We start from the raw sequence: 17,405 nt of genomic DNA on the forward strand, positions 1-17,405 counted from the left end.
CGCACGATGCTGACTGACTTCCAAGCCATCATGCCCATTCTCATCGTGACGTTGTCGGCCATCGTCACGATGGTGGCCGAAGCGTTTCAGCCGAAACAGGAGCGTGCGCCGCTCGCCGGGTTCGGCGTGCTCGGATTGATTGGCGCCGCGGCGGCGTCGATGCTGTTGTGGGGCTACGACAAGACCGGCTTCGGTGTCGTGCGGGCGGACGATTTCAGCCTGTTCATCAACCTGATCGTCATCGCCGTGGGCCTCCTCACGATATTGTTCTCGACGCAGGTGATCGAGCGCGAGGGCATCCCGCCAGGCGAGTACTATGCGCTGACGCTCTTTGCCGTCGTCGGCATGATGCTGATGGCGGCGGCGACCGATCTCCTCCTCCTGTTTCTCGCGCTGGAAGTCTTGTCCCTGGCGGTGTACGTCCTCACGGGAATTCGGCGGTCGCAGCCACAGGGCGCGGAAGGGGCGTTCAAGTACTTTCTGCTCGGCTCCTTTTCGAGCGCGTTTCTCCTCTATGGCGTGGCATTGACCTACGCGATCGTCGGTAGCACGCGGCTGGAAGAGATAGCGGCGGCGGTGGCAGGGCAGGCCGACGCGCCCGGCGTGCTCCTGTTCGTGGCAATTGGCCTCCTGGCCGTCGGCTTTGCCTTCAAGGTCTCGGCTGTGCCGTTCCATATGTGGGCACCGGACGCGTACGAGGGGGCGCCAACACTGGTCACTGGCTTCATGGCGACCGGTGTCAAGGCGGCCGCCTTCGCAGCATTCCTGAGGGTGTTCCTGTCGTCGTTTCAGACGCTGCACGAGATCTGGGCCCCGATGTTGTGGGTCGTGGCGGTTGCGACCATGATCCTGGGAACAGTCGTGGGCGTCGTTCAGGCGAACGCCAAGCGCATGCTCGCCTATTCCAGCGTTGCCCACGCCGGCTACCTTCTGATTGGCCTCATCGCAGGGAGTCAGGTCGGCGAGGCGGCCACGCTGTTCTACTTGGCCACATATGCCGTGAGCACCATCGGCGCGTTCGCCGTGTTGGCGCTGCTGGCCGACGGAGAGCACGCGCACGACCGTGTGCAAGACTTCGCCGGGCTCTGGGGCTCACGTCCCGGACTGGCCGCGCTGATGACGGTCTTCCTGCTCTCGCTCGGAGGGTTCCCGCCGCTGGCTGGCTTCGTCGGCAAGTGGTACATCTTCAGCGCCGCCATCGAGGCTGGCTACGTCTGGCTTGCCGTCATCGGCGTGCTGACGAGCGTCATCTCGGTCTTTTTCTACCTTCGTATTGTCGTGATGATGTACATGACCGACGAGGCGCCGCACGTTCCAACACCGGCCTTGGCACGATCGGCTGTTGCAGGCCTCGCCTTCGCGCTCGTGGCCGTCTTCTATCTCGGCCTCCTTCCAGCGCGCGCTATCGACCTTGCGCTCACGAGTGTGCAGGGGATCTTTTAGGTAGGTTCATCGCAACGCTGCCGCGAGCAGGGATGCCACCAGCTCGTCGTCTTCCGGGGTCACGGTTCGAAGGTCCAAGACGAGGCGGTTCTCGACGATGCGTGCCACCAAGGGCGGGTCGGCGGCTCGAAGTCGCCGAGCCAGCTCGCTCGCGCCCACATCCGGGGCGTGCACCGCAAGCAAGCGGGTCGGCAGCAGCTCGCCAGGTGCGCTCCCTCCGCCAATCGTGGAGTCGCCGTCGACGATGGTAAGTGAGAGAGCCGATTCGCCGGATGCGGCGTGGACGCGCTCGAGCACGCGGCGCGCGCGCGCCTCGATCTCGGCTCCCGTGAGCCGTAACATGCGCTGAACCGGTACGGTGGCGGACGCGCGGTCACAGGCGTACTCGCAAAGCGTGGCTTCGAGCGCTGCATAGGTCAGCTTGTCGACACGCAGCGCACGCATGAGCGGATGGCGCCGAATGCAGTCGACCAGGTCACGGCGGCCGACGATGATGCCCGCCTGGGGCCCGCCGAGGAGCTTGTCGCCGCTGAAGGTCGACAGGTCGGCTCCCGCCGCGACGCTGTCGGTGACGACTGGCTCGGAGTCCAGAACACCGGGCAGCGGCAGCAGATGCCCGCTGCCGAGGTCCTCGACCACCGGGAGGCCGAAGCGTTTGCCCAACGCTGCAATCTCGGTCAGCGCTGGACGTTCGGTGAAGCCCTCGATGCGGAAGTTCGATGGATGAACGCGCAGGAGTAGCGCGGTCCGCTCGCTGATGGCTGCCCCGTAATCGGCCACGCGCGTCCGGTTGGTCGTGCCGACCTCACGCAGGATGGCCCCTGAAGCCCGAAGCACGTCCGGCACTCGGAAGCCGCCCCCGATCTCGACCAGCTCGCCACGCGAGATAATCACCTCCCGGCCCGCGGCGAGCGCCGTCAGGACCAACAACACCGCGGCTGCGTTGTTGTTGACGACCACCGCCGCATCCGCGCCCGTGAGGCGACACAGCAACGCTTCGGCGTGCACATCCCTGGCACCGCGCGTTCCAGCCTCGAGGTCGTACTCGATCGAGACGTAGCCGCTCACTTCCGCGAGCTGCCGGACGACGGCCGCAGCCAGTGGTGCGCGCCCGAGGTTGGTGTGCAGCAGGACACCGGTGGCGTTGATGATGCGTCGCAGCGTCGGCGTGAAGGTGCGCGCCAGACGCGCCGGGAGCCGCGCTTCAATCCAGGCGGCAGCGTCCTCGGGCGTGGCCGGTCGAGACGATGACCGCGCAGCGGACGGCCCTGCGGCGAGCGCGTCGCGTAGAGCGTTGGCCTCCGCGCGGAGCGCTGCCACGATCGCCGCGCGCCCGAATCTGGCCTCGAGCGCCTGCGCGGTGGCGCGTTGCCGCAGCCGCTCAATCGATGGCACAATACGCATGAATGTCGGATGTCACAATAAACCCTGGCGACGCGGAGTCTCCAACGTCAAGGCCCACGCGGCGCCCCCAAGAGCGTTGCTGGCCGTATCTCAATCTCCCCGAGCAGCCGACCGACGAAGAGCTCCAGGCGCTGGACCCCGATCTCCGACGAGCCCTGTACGCGACGCCGCTGGGTCCATTTTCCATCACTCTCGTGTTCCCGCGCTTCGACGGGCCGGATTACGAGCGGGCCCTCGAGCTGGCGCGTGCGGCTGGGGAGTTCCAACAGCGCGGGTCGGGCGCAGACGTGCAATCGCGGGCCCGCTTCACGCCTGACCAGGCGCTGGCCCTGCGGGATCTATTCGAGATCGTGGGACGCTACGATGGCTGCGAGGTGCTCGTCGACGATCACCGGGTGCCGTACGCGCGCGAGCTGTGGCTGCCGTTGATGTGGTATTTGCTGCCAAGATCCTAGTGTCCTGTCCGCGGACAGCACACTAGGTAGGGCCGCCTCGGCGAGGCGGCCGTGACGGCGCGGGAGGCTGACGCGCCCTACCGAGGAAGCACGAAAAGAGCTGCCGGTCAGGCAGCTCTTTTCCGCGGTCCTTGGGATTCCCAGACGAGTCCTTAGTCCTGCTTGATCACGTTGCCGGCCTGAGGTCCCTTGGGGCCGTCGACGATCTCGAACTCGACCGGCTCACCCTCCTCGAGCGTGCGGTACCCAGAGCCCTGAATGGCGGAATAGTGAACGAACACATCGCTCCCCGCTTCACGCTCGATGAAGCCATAACCCTTCTGGTTGTTGAACCACTTGACACGACCTGTAATGCGCTGCATCGACTTCCCTGCCTTACTGGCCCGCCGTGCATCTAACACGATGGGTTGGTGCACCCGTTGGCTCATTTGCCGACGGGCAGTTGCGAAGGCCGGCCGGCGCGGCCCGATATCTCCTGCCGCGCTTGGTGAGCCAGCGCGGCAAACAATACTGGCGCCTTTTGGACATTGTCAAGTTTGGATACACTGAGAGCCAATCAAGATGCCACGAGCATTGCTGAGCGTGTCGGACAAAAGGGGCCTCGTCGAGTTCGCTTCCGGTCTCGTCGGGCGGGGATGGGAGATCGTTTCGACGGGCGGCACGGCGCGTGCGCTCGGTGACGCCGGGGTGCCCGTTACCCAGGTTGCCGACGTCACTCGGTTTCCGGAGATGATGGACGGGCGTGTGAAGACGCTGCACCCGAGGATTCATGGCGGCATCCTCGCGCGCAGGCACCGCCCGGATGATCTCGCTGCGGCGCGGCGCGAGCGCATCGACCTGATTGATCTCGTTGCCGTCAACCTGTACCCGTTCGCGCGCGCCGCTGCCGACCCGGCCACAACCTTCGACGCGCTCGTCGAGGAGATCGACATCGGCGGGCCGAGCCTCGCCCGGGCGGCCGCCAAGAACTTTCGCGACGTGCTCGTCGTCATCGACCCGTCCGACTACGCGTCAGTGCTCGAGCGCGTGGCCGATTTACCGGGGTTCCCCCTGCCGCTTCGTCTGGCGTTGGCGCGCAAGGCCTTCGCGCACACGGCCGAGTACGATCGCGCCATCGCACGGGAGCTCGAGCGCGTCCGTGTCAACGGTGAGCGGGTCGCGCGCGTGGCGCCCGCGTCCAGCACCGACGAAGCCCGCGCGGAGGACGGACAAGCCGCGGACGGGCTCGCATCTCAGGGCGGCGAGTTGCCAGACCGGCTCGCCGTGCAGTGCCGCCGCATTCGCACGCTGCGCTACGGCGAGAACCCGCATCAGCGTGCCGCGTGGTACGCACAGCCGGATGCGCGCGCCCTTGGTGCAGCAACGGTGCATCAGGGCAAAGAGCTTTCGTACACGAATCTCCTCGACCTCGATGCCGCGGCTCGTATCGTTCTCGAGCTCGAGGAGCCCGCATCCGCTGTGATCAAGCATACGAACCCCTGCGGTGTGGCCGTTGGCGTGTCGGCGGCCGAGGCTTACGTGCGCGCACGTGACGCCGATCGATTGTCAGCGTTTGGCGGGGTCGTCGCTCTCAACCGAACGCTTGACGAGGCGGCTGCCAGCGTTCTCGTGTCCACGTTTATCGAGGCCGTCATTGCCCCGGCGGTCGAGCCCGGCGCCCTGGAGATTCTGGCGCGCAAGCCGAATCTGCGCGTCGTTTCGGCAAATCTCGCACGCAGCGAAGGGGTGGCGCCGGCCGCGCTCGAAGCACGCTCAATTTTGGGAGCGCTCCTCATCCAAGAGCACGACAGGGTGACGGAGGCCGAAGGGGCGTGGCCGCCGGCAGCCGGCGTCCGCGTCGTGACGGCGCGGGCTCCGACGGAGGACGAGTGGCGCGGATTGCGCTTCGCTTGGCGCGTATGCGCGCACGTGAAGTCGAACGCCGTTGTCTTCGCCGGACCCGATCGAACATTCGCGATTGGCGCTGGACAGATGAGCCGCGTCGACGCCGTCAAGGTAGCAGCGATGAAGGCGACGGCGCCGTTGACCGGATCCGTCGTGGCCTCGGATGCGTTCTTCCCCTTCCGCGATGGTGTGGACGCCATCGCTCAGGCGGGCGCCACGGCTATCGTGCAGCCCGGAGGGTCGGTTCGAGACGCCGAGTCCATTGCCGCGGCCGACGAGCACGGCCTCGCCATGATCTTCACCGGCGTTCGGCATTTCAGACACTGACGAAAGACGTAAAACGGGGACAGCCCTCGTTTTCCGAAGGATGGAAAACGAGGGCTGTCCCCGTTTTCTACAGCTCGCTGGCAAGCGCCTGATCGAGCTCGTCGCGGGTGACCGGCGCGGGCCCGAAGTGGCTGACCGCCACACCGGCCGCGTGGTTGGCCATCTCGGCCGCCTCGGCGAGTGTGGCGCCGCCAGCGAGCGCGAGCGCAAGCGTGCTGATCACGGTGTCGCCGGCGCCGGTGACATCGGCCACCTCGCGCGTGGCCGCCGGCAGAACGCCCTCACCGAGCGATGCGTGCCCGCTCTCCGAGCCATCCAGAATCCAGATCCCATGCTCGCCGCGCGTGATGACGACCGAGGCGCAGCCCACCTGGTCTCGCAGCGCACGCGCCGCCCGCCGCGCATCATCGTCCGACCGAATCCGGAGATGGGTCGCGATTTCCGCTTCGACCTGGTTTGGCGTAATGAGTGTCACGCCGCCGTACAGCTCGAGATGCGGGATCTTGGGATCCACCAGCACCCGTATGCCACGCGCGCGGGCGCACCCCATCACGCCACGCATCACCTCCTGTGTGATGACCCCCTTCAGGTAATCGGACACGACGATGATGTCGGCTCTTGGAGCGGCCGACTCGACGTACGCGATGACGGTCTCCTGGATTGCACCCGCTATGTCTCCATCCAACTCATAGTCGACTCGTGCCACCTGTTGTTGTCGCGTGGTGACGATGCGAAGCTTACGCGTCGTACAGCGTGAGCTGTCGCAGACCAGACTGTCAGCGGAGATCCCGCGGTCCCTCAGGGCTGCCTTCAATCGGTCGGCCGGGTCGTCTTCTCCCACCACGCCCACCAGCGTGGCGCGACCGCCCAAGGCGGTGACGTTGCTGGCGACGTTGGCCGCGCCACCCAGCCGGAAGTGCTCGTGATCGAACTCGACCACCGGCACCGGCGCTTCCGGCGAGATCCGATGCACCCGACCGAACAAGAAATGGTCGAGCATCACGTCGCCGACTATCAGGATGGATCGTTCCGCGAGCGACGCGAGTATGGCTCGCGCGCGCGCGAGCGATAAGGAAGGCATAATCAGGAATCAGGAAAAGGGGAAACAGGCTTGCCTCGCCGTAGCTCGCCGGAGGCGAGCGAAGGCTGGGCGCTCATGCTCGATTCATCCGGGGGTTTGGTCCTTGCGGTCGGATTCCCGTGGCCCGTGCTCGCCGCTGACGCCCGATTCCTGGTTCCCGGTTCCTGAATCCTGGGTCCTGAATCCTGATTGCTGATATTCGGCGGCGTACGGCAGCGTGACGAGTACGAGAAAGAGCATCAAGAACTCCGAGTCGCCGAAGTTGTACTCGAACATGCCGGCCGTCAGCATACTAATGATGGCAGCAATGCCTGCGGCCGCCAGCCCGGCAGAGCGCTGCGCACGAACCCTGCGATACAGATCACGCAGAACGACCACGACGAACCAGAGCCATGCGGCGAGTGCAGGGAGCCCCCGCTCCGCGGCGATCTGCATGGGTACGTTGTGAAGGTGAACGTTCAGCGGTTCCACTGCCTCCGGCATCCGATACTGCGGATAGACGCGCTTGACGTTGTCTGGTCCGACACCGACAAGCGGATGATCGCGCACGATGCGCAGCCCCGAGCGCAGCATCGCCACGCGGTCGCGGTTCGCCGGATCCTGCAGATCGAGCACCGAGTAGACACGCGCCGCCACTCGGCCCGGCGCGACGAGGAGGAGCAGGGCAACGGCGATGGGCAGCAGCGCGAGTAGCCGCCGGTCTTTCAAGACGAAGAGCACACCCATCGCGGCCGAGATGCCGACCCACGTGTTACGCGTGAAGGTGAGTGACAGGGCGACCAACACGGCGGGAAGCACGAGTGCCGGCCATGTGCGGTCGTGTTTGTCGTACAGGAGCCGTCCCGCGACCGCACCGGCCACCAGCATCAGCAGGCCTGAATAGGTCATGTAGTGCGTGAGGGAGCCGGCTGGTCGCCTGTCCAGCGTGTCGTACTGGAACATTCCGTACTGGACGATGCCGATGATCGCGCTGAGGGCACCGATGGTGATGATGACGTTCGTCAACAGGGAGGCACGCTCACCGCGAGCGATGCGGTAGACGAGCGGTACGATGAAGAAGAGGACGAGCTGCTTGCAGTCGACGATGGTCTCGATGCGGTTGGGGGCGGCGAGCGCGGAGACCAGCGTCAGGCCCCCGTATACCGCCAGCGGCCAAAACACCCGCGGGACCTCGATCCGCTCGTTGCGGACGCCAACCAGCACCAGCCAACAAAGGACCGTGGCCGTCAGCAGGATGTAGGCGCCAGCCACGAACAGCTGGACGGCGGCGACGAACAGCAAAGCGCTGCCGAGCGCCAACCCTTCCAGTCTGTCGCTGCGACCACTGCCGCGCCCCAGCGCGGTAAGCGTCGTCGTTGTCATCGGTCCGGTCTCGCCACAGAGCTGGTCATTGGGCTCGCCGCCGGACTCGTCAGCGCGGATGCCCTCGCCCGTGCCAACGCGCGTTCCGCCGCCTCGACGACGCGCATCGCCGAGATGCGCGTGAGGCATCGGAAGTCGCCCGGCGCGCAGGTGCGCTGCTCGCACGGACGGCAGGGTAGATCGTCGATCTCGACCGCCTCGGTGACAAACGCCGGATCCCGCCAAGGTGCCGAACGCGCCGGAAGCGTCGGCCCGTAGAGCGCGACGATGGGGACCGATGTTGCCGCTGCGATGTGCAGCGGGCCACTATCTCCCCCGACGAACAGGGCGGCACGCCCGATGAGGCTCCTGAGCTCTGCCAGCGTCGAGCCACCACACGTCACGATCGCCTCGCCTTGCGCTGGTGCGAGGCGCAACGCCCGTCCGACCACCTCCTCTGCGGCGCTTGCCTCGGACGGTCCCGACGTCAGGATGATACGACGTTCCGTGTCGGAAGACGAGAGGTGCGCGGCCAGCTCTGCGAAGCTCTCCAGCGGCCAGCGTCGAAAGGGATTGCCCGCGCTGACATGGATGACGATCGGCACGTGCACCGACCCGATGCCCTGGCGGTCCAGCCAGATCGCGATCCGCCGGGCCGCTTCGGGGTCTTCGGGCATTTCCACCGGATCGCGCGCTGGGTCCGGAGGCTCGATGCCCGGCAGCAGCGGACGCAGTAGGTCCCATTGGTTTTCCACCGAGTGCCGCGGCCGCAGCTCGCGCGGACGCGCCACGATGTCGGTGTACATCCAGGAACGGCCAGTGACGCTGTAACCAATGCGTCGGGGCGCCCGGCTCGCGAGCGTGAGCCAGCTTGCGCGTGGCCCGCCGTGGAAGTCGGCGACGACATCGAACCGACGTCGCCGCAGCTCGGCCGCCAGCTGCCAGTCGGCGAGCACCCGGGCCGGGCCGCTCGGGGCCGCTCGCAGCAGCACCTCATCGAGATGGGGATTGTGGGCAACCACGGCTGACGCCGCGGGCTCAACGAGATACGTGAGTCGTGCGTCCGGCAGCGCGCGCCTCACCGCGCGGATGGCGGGAGTCGTGAAGACGACGTCACCGACCACGCGCAGGCGGATGAGTAAGATGTTCACGGGCCAACATTGCAATATAGCAGGGTCAAGGGGGCAAGGGATCGAGGGATCCAGGGGGCAACGGGGTAAGGGGGGAAGTGGCTCGCTGCTTTGCCCCCGGTCCCCAAATCATCCCACCCTCGATCCCTTGATCCCTGGATCCCTCGATCCCTTGCCCCCTTGACCCCTCTATCCCTTTCCCCTTTTTCTGAAGTCTTCGGCTGTGGAACAATCAAGGGGATGTTGTCGCTGCCGCTCGTGCTTCTCCTGGGCATCTCACCACTGGGGGTGCAGAGCCCCAGCGTCCCGGCTGAGGAAACGTCTTCCGGCCCGCCAGCCGATGGGCGGCCCAGCGACGGCGCCGCGTACTACGAATTCCTGCAAGCGCGGCGCCTCGAGGACCAAGGCGACGTCGAGGGAGCGGTTGCGGCCCTTCGACGTGCCACCGAACACGACCCGGCGTCCGCCGAGGTCTTTGCCGAGCTCGCAGCGCTGCACGCACGGCAGAATCAAGCCGAGGAGGCCATGGCGGCCGCTGGGCGTGCCACGGCGCTCGATCCAGACAATAGTCAGGCGCACTGGGTGCTGGGTATCGTGAACGCGGCACTCGCGCGAGCCGCGCGGGAGAATGAAGGCAGCGAGGGTTCCGAGGCGGCGGCGCAGGCGATCACACATCTCGAGAAAGCGTTACCTGGCCGTCCCTGGGACATTGGGGCCACGCTCACCTTGGGGCGGCTCTATCTCGAGACGGACGACCACGACAAGGCAATCGCCCTGCTGACGAAGTTGCTCGATCGCGAGGCCACTGTCTCCGAGGCGGCGCTCTTGCTCGCGCAGGCCCACGAGCAGGCGGGCGATCCCAAACGTGCCATGGGGGCACTCGACTCGGTGGTGCCTGGCGATCCGCAGTACTTTGGCGCACAAGTCGCCAAGGGCGAGCTACTCGAGCGACGCGGTGACTGGGCGGGCGCCGCAGCGGCATACGGTCGTGCGCTCGAGCACAACCCGGCCGCGACCGATGTGCGCCTGCGTCAGGCGGCGGTGCTGCTCGGTGCCAAGCGACCTGCCGATGCGCGCACGCTCTTGGAGGAAGCGGCCAAGGAGAAGCCTGCGAACAGCCGGGTTCTGTACTTGCTCTCGGAAGCGCAGCGCGAATCGGGGGACCTCGCTGCCGCCGAGGCCACCGCCCGTCAGCTCGTCGAGGCGGCACCGAAGGACGCCCGCGGCGCGTATGCGCTCGCACAGGTGTTCGAGGAGCGCCGTGAGTATCAAGCGGTCATCGACGCGCTCGCGCCGTTTGCCGACCCAGCGCCAACGGCCCCTCAGCCACCCGCCGAGATCCGCACGGACCTGCTCTTGCGTCTGGCGTTTGCCAAGCAGCAAACCGGCGGGGTGGATGAGGCCATTGATCTGTTCGAGCGCGCCAAGGCACGTGGACCCTCGACACCGTTGTTCGACGCCTTCATTGCGCAGGCGTATCTGCTCGACGAGCAGTACGACCGAGCCCTGACGGCGACGCGCGCTGCACGCAAGCGGTGGCCGGAGGACCCTCGGCTGGTGCGCCTCGAGGCTCGGGCGCTTCAGGGTACCGGCGAGGTGGAGCCGGCCGTAGCGCTGCTCGAGCAGCAAGCTCGGCGCGAGCCCGATGATGTGTCGCACGTGGTTGCCCTGGGAGCCATGCTGGCTCAGAGCCAGCAATTCGATCGCGCTGTCGCGGTGGTCAGCGATGCGCGAACGCGGTTTCCGCGAGACGCGACGCTCGGCTACCAGCTGGGCGCCATCTATCACGAGGCACGGCGCTATGACGAAGCGGAACGTGCATTCCGGGCAGTGCTGGAGATTGATCCGCGCCACGCCCCGACACTGAACGACCTCGGCTACATGTTTGCCGACCGCGGCGTACGACTCAACGAGGCCGTGAAGCTGTTGCAACAGGCCGTGAAGCTGGACCCGTACAACGGCTCCTATCTCGACAGCCTCGGGTGGGCGTACTTCAAGCAGCGCAGGCTCGATCTCGCCCGCGACCACCTGCAAAAGGCGGCGACGCAGCTCACCAACAACTCTGTCGTGCAGGACCACCTCGGCGATCTGCTCTTTGCTCTGAACGACCGTGAGGCCGCAATCGAAGCCTGGGAGCGTGCGCTCACGGGCGACGGTGAGTCGGTTGTGCCTTCGGACATCAAGGACAAGATCCAGCGCGCGCGACAGGAATGAAGGGGATCAACGGATCACATGAGCGCAAGGGAGCCTTCGCCGGCATTCATGAGCGAAGGCTGGTAGCCCACATCGTCCTGGGGACATGTGTGTGCGCGCTCGCATCGTCGTGTGCAGCGAGGCGAGTCGCGTTGCCGACCGATCCAGGGACACCGCTGGCTGACGCCTCGACGCTGTACGAACAGGCAACGGTCGACTGCCGCGATGTTCGGGCGATGACCGCGGAGATCGGCCTGTCCGGACGGATCGACGGACGGCGTGTCCGCGGCCGGCTGCAAGTAGGCCTCGCGGAGGGAGGGCGAGTGCGTCTCGAGGCCGTCGCCCCCTTTGGAGCGCCTGCGTTCGTGCTGGCGGCTCAGCCGAGCCAGGCCACATTGCTGCTGCCCCGCGATGATTCTTACGTCGAGGAGCGCTCGGTGGCCACGCTCGTCGATGCGCTGACGGGGCTGCCACTCGACGCAGACGATCTTCGCGCGATACTCAGTGGCTGTGTGTCACAGGCACGCCGCGTGACCGGCGGACGGCGGCACGAGGAAGGCTGGTTCTCGCTGACGCTCGAAGATGGAGCAGTGCTGTATGGCCGGGACGCCGGCGGTTCCCCGCGAGTAGTAGCGGGTCGACTCGACGAGGTGACTGTAGAGTACCCGGATACGACGGGAGGCGTACCGCGTGCCGTCCGTGTGATGGCCGATGGCGCGACCGGCCCGCGGGCAGAGCTCACGCTCGGCCTCTCTCAGGTCGGAATCAACGAGGAGTTGCCAGACGAGGCATTCCGGGTGGAGCTACCGGCCACTGCGACGCCGATCACGGTGGAGGATCTCCGACGCGCCGGACCTCTGCGACAAAGACAAAATCAAGAATCAGGAAACAGGAATCAGGGGTCAGGCGGCAAGAACGCAGCGGCCAGGTCAGAAGCCGGGGTTGGGACTGAGGCCAGCTGAGGTGGTGAACAGCCCTCTGACGCCGTTTCCCGTTTCCTGAATCCTGATTCCCCAATGGCGACCCCTCCCTTGATCGTCCGGGCGCACGCGAAGGTCAACCTCGATTTCCGGATCCTCGGAGCTCGATCGGACGGGTATCACGAGGTGAGCACCGTGCTCCAATCGCTTGCCCTCGGAGACGAGATCGAATTGCACGAGCGGGAGGGGCCATTCACCTTGACCTGCGACGAGCCAAGCGTTGCCGCGGACGCCACGAATCTGGTCTGGCGCGCGGCGGCACGGCTTGGTGCAGCGCTCGGTCTGTCGCTCGACGGCCTGGCCGTTGGGCTCCGAAAGCGCATCCCTGCGCGAGCAGGCCTCGGGGGTGGGAGCGCTGATGCGGGTGCGATCTTGCGACTGCTTGCCCAGAGGTGGCGTGTGGCGCCGGACGACCCGGTGCTCCCAGGTGTCGCGGGAGAGCTCGGGGCGGATGTGCCGTTCTTTCTCGTGGGCGGCACCGCGCTCGCGACGGGGCGAGGGGATCTCATCCAGCCGCTTGCCGACCTTCCCGAGCACCAGGTGCTCGTGGTGCTGCCGCCATTTGGCATATCGACCCAGGACGCGTATACGTGGCTCGACGCGGCATCGATACCGCCGCACGAGGACGCCTCCGACGCCCGAGCTGAAGGTCGGGCCTACGCCCTCCCCGAGCTTGTAGGCCCGACCTTCAGGTTGGGCTCCAGCACTGCAGGTCCGGCGTGGAGCAGGCTCTTGCCGCAGCTGCGAAACGACCTGGAGGCCATCGTTACGGCGCGGCATCCGGAGATTGGCACGGCCGTGGGCGCGCTCCGCGCCGCGGGCGCCCTCCTCGCGATCATGACGGGAAGCGGCTCGGCGGTCGTCGGCCTGTTTCGAGCCGACGCGGACATGGAGGAGGCCTGCCGGTCGCTCGGGCCGACCGTCAGCCGCCCCGGCTGGCGATTGCTCCGCACGAAGACCATCGGTCGGCAGACTTACGAGGCCAGTCTCCTCGCCGAGACGTCCTGACGGCGCGTTCGGCGAACGCGCCCTACCACGAGCCTTGAAGGGATGGCCCCCAAGATGGGGCCCGGACTTGCCAGTAACCCGTTGTTCCGCTACGATAAACGTTTGCCGCCGGCCCGGCGACCGCACGCCTACGGGCCCGATCGTTCGCTCGCGCGAGTGTGGTGTCATGTCGTCGCGCGTCTCCTTCTGGCCGCGTGCGAATGGTGGGGCGTCGCCAAGTGGTAAGGCACGGGACTTTGAATCCCGCATTCGAAGGTTCGAATCCTTCCGCCCCAGCCAGGATCGAGGGTCCGAGGACAGGAGACTGTCTCGGTCGCGATACCGGCGGGTGTGTCGAGCGATGATGATGGGACGGACGGACTTGAAGCTGTTTTCAGGAACCGCGCATCCACAACTCGCACAGGACATTGCCGACGTGCTCTGTGTGCCGCTTGGTCAGTCGCGGTTGGAGCGGTTTCCAGACAGTGAGGTGGCATTCCAGATCGACGAGAACATCCGCGGCACGGACGTGTTCGTGATTCAGCCTACGTGCCGCCCCGTCGATTCGAACATCATGGAGCTGTGCGTGATGCTCGATGCGTTCCGACGATCATCGGCGTCGCGCATCACGGCGGTGCTGCCGTACTACGGTTACGCGCGACAGGATCGCAAGGACAAGCCGCGCGTGCCGATCTCCGCCAAGCTGGTCGCGAATCTGCTCATTGCAGCGGGGGCCAGCCGTATTCTCACGATGGATTTGCACAAGGCGCAGATCCAGGGGTTCTTTGACATTCCGGTCGACCACTTGTTCGCTGCGCCGGTCATTGTCGACTTTCTCGCGCGGCAACAGTACGCGAAGCTGACCATCGTTTCGCCTGACGCCGGCGGTGCCGAGCGCGCGCGCGCGTATGCGAAGCGCCTCGGTGGAGAGCTCGCGATTATCGACAAGCGGCGCAGCACTGAGACGGGCGCTGCGGAAGTCATGCACGTGATCGGCGATGTCTCAGGCCGGACCTGCGTGATCACGGACGATATCATCGACACGGCCGGGACGATGCAGCGCGCCGCCACTGCGCTCAAAGAGAGCGGAGCCGAGCGCGTGATTGGCTGCTCTGTGCACGCCGTGTTGTCTGGTCCGGCCCTCGAGCGTATGGAGCAGGCGCCTCTCGAGCAGCTCGTCGTGACCGATACGATCCCGCTCGACGGCGACGCGACGCATCTGCCGAAGATTCGTGTGCTGTCGGTCGCGCGTCTGCTGGGCCAGGCCATTCGGAGTATCCATGAAGAAACGTCGGTTTCTTCGCTGTTTGTATAGGAGCGATATTCACAGCAGCCTGTAGCGCAGGCCTTTAGGCCTGCCTGCCCAGCGCAGCGACGTTCAACGAGAGGGCAGGCCTAAACGCCTGCGCTACGCGTGATTTTGACAAGGATTGAGAAACACTATGGCAGCAGTACTCGAAGCGGCCAAGCGAGAGACGCGCGGCAAGAACGCAGCGCACCGGCTCCGAACGCAGGGTCAGGTTCCGGCGGTCGTCTACAGCGGGGGAATGGAGAACATCGCCGTCGCAGTAGATGCCAAGACGCTCTCGCGCATCCTGCACTCCGACAGCGGCGTGAACAGCCTGATCGACCTGAGCCTCGACGAGAGCTCTGCGAAGGTCCTCGTCAAGGACTTTCAGCTCGATCCGGTGACGCACGAGATTCTGCACGCGGACTTCTTCCGCGTGGCGATGCACAAGCAGCTGACGATCTCAGTGCCGGTCATGCTGAAGGGCGAGGCGCGAGGAGTGAAGCAGCAGACTGGCATGTTGGACTTCGTGACACGAGAGATCGAGGTGGAATGCTTGCCGGGGGACATCCCCGAGCACATCGAGATCGATGTCAGCGAGCTGGTGATCGGTGATGGTGTGCGCGTTGGCGATCTGCCGCCGAATGACAAATGGCAGGCGGTGAGCGAGCCCGAGACGATGATCGTCCACATCGTCGCGCCACACGTCGAGAAGGCACCGGAAGAGGAAGTCGCCGTTGAGCCGGCTGTCGCCGAGCCCGAGCTGATCAAGAAGGGGAAGCCTGAGAAGGAAGCGGAGTGAAGCTCATCGCGGGTCTCGGCAACCCGGGACCGCGCTATCAGGACACGTATCACAATGTCGGCTTCGCCGTCGTGGACGAGCTCGCCCGGCGCCATGGCGTGCGGTTCGAAGGCGCACCGGCCGACGCCCTGATGGCACGAGTGCGGCAGCTCGGTGATGGCCTGTTGCTCGTCAAGCCGTTGACGTACATGAATCTCAGTGGTGTGGCCGTCGGCGAGCTTCAGCGCTACTACAAGGTAGCCCCGCAGGACGTACTGATTGTGCTCGACGAGGTGGCGCTCCCGCTTGGCCGGTTGCGGGTACGCGCGGCCGGATCCGCGGGGGGGCACAACGGCCTCGAATCGGTCGTCAACGCGCTTGGCACGACGGCAGTGCCACGGCTGCGCATTGGAATCGGACGAGGTGACCCGCGCCGCGATCTCGTCGACCGGGTGTTGTCGAGGGTGGCGACCGAAGAGCGCGTGCTGCTCACTGACGCCATTGGACGAGCCGCCGATGCCGCTGAGGTATTCGTGCTCGACGGCGTCGAGCACGCCATGAATCGGTATAACTCCGGAATCGGGATTCAGGATTCAGGAATCGAGGATTCGGGAAACAGGGAACAGGAAACAGGAAACGAGAGTCGGCAATCAGAAACCAAGAGCTAGGTAGGGCCGCCTCGCCGAGGCGGCCTGGCGGCGCGTTCGGCGAACGCGCCCTACCTCACATCTCCAACACCTCCTTGCCACCTGGACCCGATGGTTGCAGGTGGCCGCTTAGGCCGAGAGGAGGCCTTTGAATGACCGCACAACGCCAGTACGAGCTCGTTTACATCGTGTCGCCTGAAGCGACCGATGAACAAGCCAAAGAAATCGACCAGCTGATCCAGGAGGTTGTCACCCGCCATCAGGGTACGGTCGACAACACGGAAAATTGGGGGCGTCGCAAGCTGGCCTTCCAGATCAAACACAAGCGCGAAGGGGTCTATGTCGTCATGGTCATCAGTGGCCTCGGTGACATGGTCAAGGAGATCGAGCGACGCCTGAAGGTGCACGACTTCGTGTTGCGACACTTGGTCGTCCGCGTCGACGAGGATTTGCGGAAGGCAGCCCGCATCCGCGCACGTCGGGAGGAGCAGGCAGCGCGGCGCCAGGCGGCGCGCGGGTCGACCGCGGACTCGGCCGGCGAGCCTGCCGAGCCGCCGACGACGGATTCCACGGAATCAGGATTGGCAAACGGGTCGGCAGGGTCGGCCACGCAGCCGGAGGCATGAGTCATGAGCGATATGATGCGCACGCAGGGACACGGACAGCAGGGCGACGCGTCCGGATACGGCAGATCAGGCGGTCGGGGGCGCGGCGCCGGGCGCGGTGGTGGTGACAAGCGGGAGCGGCGACCGTCGTCGCGCCGGCGGAAGGTCTGTAAGTTCCGAACGGAGAAGATCGACTTCATCGACTACAAGGATGTGCGGCTCATCTCCCAGTTCGTCCCGGAGCGCGGCAAGATCCAGCCGAGCCGGCTGTCGGGTACGAGCGCGAAATATCAGCGCAAGCTCGCCGTTGCCATCAAGCGAGCGCGCTTTCTTGCACTGCTCCCGTACGCAACCGAATAAGGGCCAATGACTGAAATCATTCTCACCGAGCGCATCGACCACCTCGGCCAAGCGGGTGAGGTGGTCAACGTCGCCGATGGTTACGCGCGCAATTACCTGTTGCCACGCAAGCTCGCGCTGCCGGTGACCGACGCCAACCGGCGTCAGATCGATCACATGAAGAAGCTTGCCGCAGCACGAGAGGCGGAAGAGCAGGCGATGGCCGAAAGCTTTGCGTCTCGTCTGGCGCAGCTCGAGCTCGTGTTCGTGCGGCGCGTTGGCGAGACCGAGCAACTCTACGGCTCGGTCACCTCCACCGACATCGCCGAGGCTCTTGCCGAGCGACAGCTCACGGTCGACCGACGGAAGATTCAGTTGGGCGAGCCAATCAAGCAGCTTGGTGAGCTCGCCGTTCCGGTAAAGCTCCATCGGGAAGTCACCGCCCAGGTCAAGGTCGTCGTCGTCAAGGACGAAGGATCGCAGGCAGGGTGATTAGGTAGGGCCGCCTCGCCGAGGCGGC

General features: G+C 65.8%; 17 protein-coding genes and 1 tRNA gene. 13 read left to right on the top strand and 5 right to left on the bottom strand.

The window, feature by feature from the left end; genetic code table 11:
• Positions 1–6: 6 nt before the first annotated feature.
• Positions 7–1,443, top strand: a complete 1,437-nt coding sequence (gene nuoN / locus GEV06_04270) for an NADH-quinone oxidoreductase subunit NuoN (protein MPZ17120.1) — start codon at positions 7–9, stop codon at positions 1,441–1,443.
• Positions 1,444–1,449: 6 nt separating this feature from the next.
• Here nuoN and GEV06_04275 read toward each other — a convergent pair whose 3' ends face one another.
• Entirely contained in the window at positions 1,450–2,847 is a 1,398-nt protein-coding gene (locus GEV06_04275) for an L-seryl-tRNA(Sec) selenium transferase (protein ID MPZ17121.1), read from the bottom strand.
• A 2-nt stretch (positions 2,848–2,849) separates the two neighbouring features.
• Here GEV06_04275 and GEV06_04280 point away from each other — a divergent pair, with 2 nt between their 5' ends.
• Complete coding sequence (locus GEV06_04280; protein MPZ17122.1) at positions 2,850–3,302, top strand: hypothetical protein; 453 nt, start codon at positions 2,850–2,852, stop codon at positions 3,300–3,302.
• Positions 3,303–3,454: 152 nt separating this feature from the next.
• On the opposite strand, the gene GEV06_04285 is transcribed toward GEV06_04280, so the two are convergent.
• A complete protein-coding gene (locus GEV06_04285; protein MPZ17123.1) occupies positions 3,455–3,664 on the bottom strand; it encodes a cold-shock protein in 210 nt (69 codons plus the stop codon).
• A 199-nt stretch (positions 3,665–3,863) separates the two neighbouring features.
• Here GEV06_04285 and purH point away from each other — a divergent pair, with 199 nt between their 5' ends.
• On the top strand, positions 3,864–5,513 hold the full coding sequence (gene purH / locus GEV06_04290; protein ID MPZ17124.1) for a bifunctional phosphoribosylaminoimidazolecarboxamide formyltransferase/IMP cyclohydrolase: 1,650 nt from the start codon (positions 3,864–3,866) through the stop codon (positions 5,511–5,513).
• Between the two features lie 67 nt (positions 5,514–5,580).
• Here purH and rfaE1 read toward each other — a convergent pair whose 3' ends face one another.
• The 3 genes from rfaE1 to GEV06_04305 form a co-directional block, all read right to left on the bottom strand.
• The gene (rfaE1, locus tag GEV06_04295) at positions 5,581–6,594 is read right to left on the bottom strand and encodes a D-glycero-beta-D-manno-heptose-7-phosphate kinase (GenBank protein MPZ17125.1); all 1,014 of its coding nucleotides are present in this window, start codon (positions 6,592–6,594) and stop codon (positions 5,581–5,583) included.
• 84 nt (positions 6,595–6,678) lie between these two features.
• Positions 6,679–8,085, bottom strand: a complete 1,407-nt coding sequence (locus GEV06_04300; protein MPZ17126.1) for a hypothetical protein — start codon at positions 8,083–8,085, stop codon at positions 6,679–6,681.
• Positions 7,953–9,140: a hypothetical protein gene (locus GEV06_04305; protein ID MPZ17127.1), complete on the bottom strand. Its 1,188-nt coding sequence runs from the start codon at positions 9,138–9,140 to the stop codon at positions 7,953–7,955. Before GEV06_04305 ends, GEV06_04300 begins: the two co-directional genes overlap by 133 nt.
• 165 nt (positions 9,141–9,305) lie before the next feature.
• Between GEV06_04305 and GEV06_04310 the strand changes: the two genes are divergently transcribed.
• The 10 genes from GEV06_04310 to GEV06_04355 all read left to right on the top strand — a co-directional run bounded on the left by GEV06_04310 (position 9,306) and on the right by GEV06_04355 (position 17,377).
• Complete coding sequence (locus tag GEV06_04310; protein MPZ17128.1) at positions 9,306–11,279, top strand: tetratricopeptide repeat protein; 1,974 nt, start codon at positions 9,306–9,308, stop codon at positions 11,277–11,279.
• 131 nt (positions 11,280–11,410) lie between these two features.
• Entirely contained in the window at positions 11,411–12,220 is an 810-nt protein-coding gene (locus GEV06_04315) for a hypothetical protein (GenBank protein MPZ17129.1), read from the top strand.
• Between the two features lie 54 nt (positions 12,221–12,274).
• Positions 12,275–13,246 carry a 4-(cytidine 5'-diphospho)-2-C-methyl-D-erythritol kinase gene (gene ispE, locus GEV06_04320; protein MPZ17130.1) on the top strand — a complete coding sequence of 324 codons (972 nt, stop codon included), beginning with the start codon at positions 12,275–12,277 and terminating at the stop codon, positions 13,244–13,246.
• 204 nt (positions 13,247–13,450) lie between these two features.
• Positions 13,451–13,525: transfer RNA gene (locus GEV06_04325), tRNA-Gln, on the top strand.
• Positions 13,526–13,592: 67 nt separating this feature from the next.
• Positions 13,593–14,540 (top strand): ribose-phosphate diphosphokinase, encoded by a 948-nt coding sequence (gene prs / locus GEV06_04330; GenBank protein MPZ17131.1) that lies wholly within the window; start codon positions 13,593–13,595, stop codon positions 14,538–14,540.
• Between the two features lie 127 nt (positions 14,541–14,667).
• Positions 14,668–15,315 carry a 50S ribosomal protein L25 gene (locus tag GEV06_04335; GenBank protein ID MPZ17132.1) on the top strand — a complete coding sequence of 216 codons (648 nt, stop codon included), beginning with the start codon at positions 14,668–14,670 and terminating at the stop codon, positions 15,313–15,315.
• Positions 15,312–15,962, top strand: a complete 651-nt coding sequence (locus GEV06_04340; GenBank protein MPZ17133.1) for an aminoacyl-tRNA hydrolase — start codon at positions 15,312–15,314, stop codon at positions 15,960–15,962. Before GEV06_04335 ends, GEV06_04340 begins: the two co-directional genes overlap by 4 nt.
• 131 nt (positions 15,963–16,093) lie before the next feature.
• Entirely contained in the window at positions 16,094–16,567 is a 474-nt protein-coding gene (gene rpsF, locus GEV06_04345) for a 30S ribosomal protein S6 (protein MPZ17134.1), read from the top strand.
• A gap of 15 nt (positions 16,568–16,582) precedes the next feature.
• A complete protein-coding gene (gene rpsR, locus GEV06_04350) occupies positions 16,583–16,906 on the top strand; it encodes a 30S ribosomal protein S18 (GenBank protein ID MPZ17135.1) in 324 nt (107 codons plus the stop codon).
• Positions 16,907–16,912: 6 nt separating this feature from the next.
• Positions 16,913–17,377 (top strand): 50S ribosomal protein L9, encoded by a 465-nt coding sequence (locus tag GEV06_04355; GenBank protein MPZ17136.1) that lies wholly within the window; start codon positions 16,913–16,915, stop codon positions 17,375–17,377.
• The last annotated feature ends 28 nt before the right edge of the window (positions 17,378–17,405 follow it).

It is taken from the genome of Luteitalea sp. (assembly GCA_009377605.1).
Classification (GTDB): Bacteria; Acidobacteriota; Vicinamibacteria; order Vicinamibacterales; family Vicinamibacteraceae; genus WHTT01.